Consider the following 5,250-nt stretch of genomic DNA (forward strand, 5'->3'; position numbering starts at 1 on the left):
CGCGAGGGGCAGGACGTGGTTGGCAAGTCCATCGACGCCATGGCGACCACCAAGCGCCAGACCGAGCGTCTGCGCAGCGCCATGGACGATTTGGATTCGCAGGCCAAGGGCATTGGCAATATCATGAACGTTATCGAAGACATTGCGGACCAGACCAACCTGCTTGCGCTCAACGCCGCCATCGAGGCCGCGCGCGCTGGCGAAGCGGGCCGAGGGTTTGCCGTTGTCGCGGACGAGGTTCGCAAGCTGGCCGAAAAGACCATGACCGCCACCAAGGAAGTTGGTTCGTCCATCGAGTCCATTCAGAAGGTGGCGCACGGCAATATCGCGTCCATGGAGACGGCGGAGCAGGACCTTGAGCGGGCAGTGGCCTTTGCCAACAAGTCCGGCGAGGTGCTGGAAAAGATCGTGATGGGCGTGGAGGCATCCTCTGGGCAGATTCAGGGCATTGCCACCGCCGCGGGCCAGCAGTCCGCCGCCAGTGACGAGATTAACCGCTCCATCGAGGAAATTAACCAGATAACCAACGACACCGCGCAAAGCGTTGAGGAAACCGTCCTTGCCCTGCGCGAGATGGCAGAGCAGTCCTCCGGGCTGGCGTCCCTCATCCGTGAGTTGAAGGACGATTCGCAGGCAAGCCGCTAGGCGCTGTGGACTAAGATACGGCAAGGCCTCCGCGATGCGTCGCGGGGGCCTTTTGCTGCCCTGATTCGCCATTGGCGGGCGGCTCTTTTGGCGACGGAGAGGCGGGGTGCGGCGTTGGCGCCGCCAGCGCGCTGCGGGGGCAATTTCTCCGCCCCTGTCCACCGAAATGCAGGGGCGAAAGGTTTGCATGCAGGAGTTTTTCGTTTATGGACGCGGGGAACAAGGTCGCAAGGCGTCGCTTCGTGAAGCGCGGCGGGGTCGTTCCACACCCGGCGAAACCACGTTTGGACGCGTCTGTATTGGTTTGTAGCGAAGAGTAAGATAGAAAGAAAATCAGCATGTTGCGCGCTGTGCGCCCTTTGCCGCTACTGGTTGGAAAACCACGGTGCGGGAGAGGGACCGCGCGGGCGCCGTGCAGAGTGTAAGGGAGTTGCAATGCAGATTCGGAAGTTTCCTCTTGGTCCATACCAAACGAATGGGTACCTGCTGTCCGAGGACGGCAAGGCTGTGGTGGTCGACCCCGGCGATAATTCCCCGCGCCTGTCCAGCATCCTGCGTGAAGAGGGGCTAGAGCTGACGCACATCCTCATTACGCATATTCACATTGACCACTTCTACGGCGCGCCGAAGCTGGCCGCCGAAACCGGGGCCAAGATTCTGGCCAGCCCCAAGGATTCCATCCTCGTTGCGGAGGAACTCCGCAACGCTGGCGAGTCCGGCTACCCCCGCCTGAAGGAAAAGTTCGTGTACGAGCCGCTTCATACGGGCACGCACGAGTTCCTTGGCCGCCCGTGCCACGTGCTGGCCACGCCCGGCCACACTCCGGGGAGCTTGACCTTCCACTTCGAGGATGACGGCGTGGCCTTTGTGGGCGACCTCATCTTTGCCGGCTCCGTTGGCCGCGCGGACTACACGGGGGGCAACGCCAAGGCGCTGTTTACCTCCATTGAGTCCAACATCTTCACCATGGCGGAAGCCACGGTGCTCTATCCCGGTCATGGTCCGCTGACCACCGCCGGCGATGAGAAGGCGCACAACCCGTTCTTCCGGGGACGTCGCCGCTAGGGTCCTTTGAGCCATACGCCGCCCGCCCGCTGGCGCGCGGCACAAGACGTCATACATCAAGGCGCGAATTCCGGAGTCATTTCGGAATTCGCGCCTTGTTTTTTGCGGGTGTGGCGGTGCGTAGCGCACGGAAGCGGTGGGGCTGTGATGCCAGCTGCCCTAGCTCCACTTGTCGGCGGCTTTCTCCACCAAGTGGCGGTGCTCGGGCAGCACATAACAGCGGAAGATCTGGCGGTAGTACTTCATGGTCTTGGCGGTGCCGGCGCGCTTGTCCAGAGCGCCGGTTTTGACGTCTTCAAGGATGTACTTGGAGACCATGAGGGCGACATCGTTGAAGTCCTCGGCCATATCCTTGGTGATGAAGCCGTCCTCCACACAGTCGTTCAGCATGATGAAACTGCGGGAGTAGAGGTTGTTGATGTCGTATATTTTGTTGAAGGGCGCGGGGGCGTCCTTGACGATGCGCTCGGGAAACAGCTCGTAGTACTGGCGGGTGTATTCTTCGAGCTTGTCGTTGCCGTGGGTGAAGAACAGCAGTTCGTATATCTCGGGGTTGGCAAGGGAATACACTGTAAAGCACTTACAGATGGCCATGTACCGCTCAATGGAGTCCTCGCACTTGTTGACGTAGTGCGGGATGGCCTCGTGGTATTCCTCAAGGTAGGTCATGGTCGCGAGGAAGACCAGATGCGGCAGGTTCTCGAAATAATTGTACAGCGTGGCGCTGGCGTAGCCTGCGATGTCGGCGGCCTTGCGGATGGTGACGGCCTCTATGCCTTCCTCTTGGATGATGTGGTTCGCCGCGTCGATGAAGTATTTCATCACGCGCTGTTGTTTGATCTTGGCCTTGTCGTTGGTTTGTCGCATGCTTTCCCTTTTGTTTGGCACCGGATGCGTCTGGTGCATGTTCGCTTCGAAGGACAGAGACAAGCGGAGAAGCATCGCAGTTCCGGGGTCGATACTTTTCCATGGTCGGCGAGCGCTGCGCCCATGGTGTGTGGAAAAAAAGGTGTATGGCGTACGCTGCATCCGCGCGCTGGCGCGGTGTGGTTCGTCTGCATCCCGCCGCAGGCTATGAACGTATACCACTTTTGGCGCTTCATACCAAAAAAAGATCACGATCATATGGCTGCCGCGCCTGTCCGTGCCGGGGCATCAAGCGCGCAGGGCAAGAGGGCGCCGCTACGGAGCGCGCGACGTCTGTCAGGGGCGACGTCGCACGCGGGCTGCGCTTTTGCCGGGCGTGATGCCGGGTGCGTGAAGACGGAGTGGTGGTCCACATGTAGGATGCCAGCGTGGTGATGGCCCAGTGTACCCTGCATGGTGTGTGGAACTGGCGGAGCAGGGGAGGCGGCGCGATCGTAGGGCGCTCGCGCTCTTGGGGCTGGGCTGCCGTGTTCTCTCGCCCACACGGTGCCCGTCATCACAATCTGCTGAAATATAGTCGACTTGATATTCCGTTTCGCTGGAAAAGTCAATCCTAGCGCATTGCCGTCATCATGAAAACCTATGCGCAATAATGCGCAAGCTCCTCCGCGGGCGCCGCATGTATCCTGTCAGCAGTGGAATTTCTGCGTACGCAGTATGTCCTGCGCAAGGCGTTTTGGGCGCGTTTGAAACGTTGGGGAACGCTCCGGAAGGATATTCTGTCATCTATAAGACGGTTTTGCGTCGTGGTGGTACATGTCGCTAGCGTCCACATCGGTCATGATTCCGCACGGATGCGAGGCGGACGAGGCGTTTTGGCCAAAAGGGCCGTCCTTCGGAAGTGGGGCCCTGTGCATCGGGTGATAATCGCGATTAGTAAATTACCGTGATTGTCTTTGAAACGTATTCTGTCACGAATCGGACAATCTCACGCAAAAAGACGTAATTTCAGGTATTTGAAGCATGTCTCTGCGTCCACGTTTCATCATTCGGGATGTCCTCAAACAGAATGCGCCGGAAAAGTTGCCAAAAAAACATTTGAGATAACCCACCGGATTCTCACCTTTTTACGCACAAAGCTCCGCTAATGAACGTGGTTATAAAAAAAATGTGATTGCAAAATGATCGCGATCATGCAAATTTTCACGAGCGCGGCGACGGGAGATTGTCTGGAAATGGACAACCGCACCGCGAGGAGCAAACCATTTGAAAACACGAGCGTATCGTAGGGCACCACTCTCAACGCTTCATTGGTAGCGGTGATCTTGGATCAGAACTCGTGCGGTTTTCGCCTCCAGATTGACAACGCGGGCGGCAAAGCGCCGCCACAGCCATGTGCCGGATGGAACTTCCCCGGATGTGTTGAATGGCGAACAGGGCGCAACAGGGCGTGTGGAACACGCGCGCAGGCCACATGTGGCAAGCGCGCGAGCCCGAAGCGGACCGTTCGAAATTCATCCGTATCCACGGAGGGTGGCGCGAAAGCGCCAACTGATGGAAGCAGGCCGCGTTGTCCTCCCGATGTCGCCAGCTGTTGCTGCGTGAGGGGCGCATCACAAAAAGCCCCGTGCGGCAACGCGTGTTTTATGCGGTGTAATGCTCATGTCGGGTTGGAACGCAAGGCCTTTAGGGGCAGGGGCATTCGCCTGTCAGGGGGAGCTGGTAGCACCATCCGCGGAGGGTCATGGCTTGGCATGGGCGCATGCGTACATGACCAGCAAACATGCCGCGGGGCCGTGGGGCTGGCTTCAGGAACATTTTTCAATTGCAGTTGGAGATCTACCGGATGGGTACTGAACAAGGGAAATCAATCAAGATTGATCCGAAAGTCTTTTTTCCGTCGCTGATCATAGTCGGCATCCTGTGCTACTTGACTGTTCGCGACCTCGACGCGGCGAACAAGGTCATCAACTCTCTGTTCCACTACGTCACCCACTCTTGGGGCTGGGCGTTTGAGTGGTACATGATTGTTATGCTGGCTGGCTGGGCATGGCTGGTCTTTGGCCCCTGGAAGCATAACAAGCTGGGCGACCCGGATGAGGAACCTGAATTCAGCACGTCAAGCTGGGTATTCCTGCTGTTCGCGTCCTCCACGTCCGCTGCCGTTTTGTTCTGGGGTTCCTACGAGGCCTACTGCTACGTGGCTACGCCGCCGTTTGGCTTTGAACCCTTCTCCGTCACGGCGCAGGAATACGGCCTTGCCTACAGCCTGTTCCATTGGGGTCCGCTGCCCTGGGCCGGGTACGGGTTCTTCACCGTTGCCTTCGGCTACTTCCTGTTCGTGAAGAAAATCAACGTCATCCGCCCCAGTGGTACCCTCGCCCCCCTTATCGGCGAAAAGAACTGCAAGGGCATCATCGGTACCGTCATCGACAATATGTACATTGTCGGCCTCATCCTCGCCATGGGCACCAGCCTTGGTCTGGCCACGCCGCTGGTGACCGAGTGCATGCAGTACCTCTTTGGCATTGAGCACACCCTTGGTCTGGACGCCGCCATCATTGCCGCGTGGATTGTCTTCAACGCCATCTGCGTTGCCTGCGGTCTGCAGAAGGGCATCAAGTTCGCCTCCGACCTGCGAAGCTACCTGACCATCGGCGTTCTGCTGTGGGT

General features: G+C 58.6%; 4 protein-coding genes. 3 read left to right on the forward strand and 1 reads right to left on the reverse strand.

The window, feature by feature from the left end; translation table 11 throughout:
- Together ACY69P_RS13725 and ACY69P_RS13730 are read left to right on the forward strand one after the other, a co-directional pair.
- Positions 1 to 645: methyl-accepting chemotaxis protein (locus ACY69P_RS13725; protein WP_462327882.1), on the forward strand; the 645-nt coding region annotated here is incomplete at its 5' end.
- 435 nt (positions 646 to 1,080) lie between these two features.
- Positions 1,081 to 1,710: an MBL fold metallo-hydrolase gene (locus tag ACY69P_RS13730; RefSeq protein WP_462327883.1), complete on the forward strand. Its 630-nt coding sequence runs from the start codon at positions 1,081 to 1,083 to the stop codon at positions 1,708 to 1,710.
- 159 nt (positions 1,711 to 1,869) lie between these two features.
- Here the strand turns inward: ACY69P_RS13730 and ACY69P_RS13735 are convergent, their stop codons facing one another.
- Complete coding sequence (locus ACY69P_RS13735) at positions 1,870 to 2,577, reverse strand: TetR/AcrR family transcriptional regulator (RefSeq protein ID WP_459899102.1); 708 nt, start codon at positions 2,575 to 2,577, stop codon at positions 1,870 to 1,872.
- A 1,846-nt stretch (positions 2,578 to 4,423) separates the two neighbouring features.
- Here ACY69P_RS13735 and ACY69P_RS13740 point away from each other — a divergent pair.
- A partial coding sequence (locus ACY69P_RS13740) for a BCCT family transporter (protein ID WP_462327884.1) occupies positions 4,424 to 5,250 on the forward strand: 827 nt, incomplete at its 3' end.

Source organism: Desulfobaculum sp., from assembly GCF_054921475.1.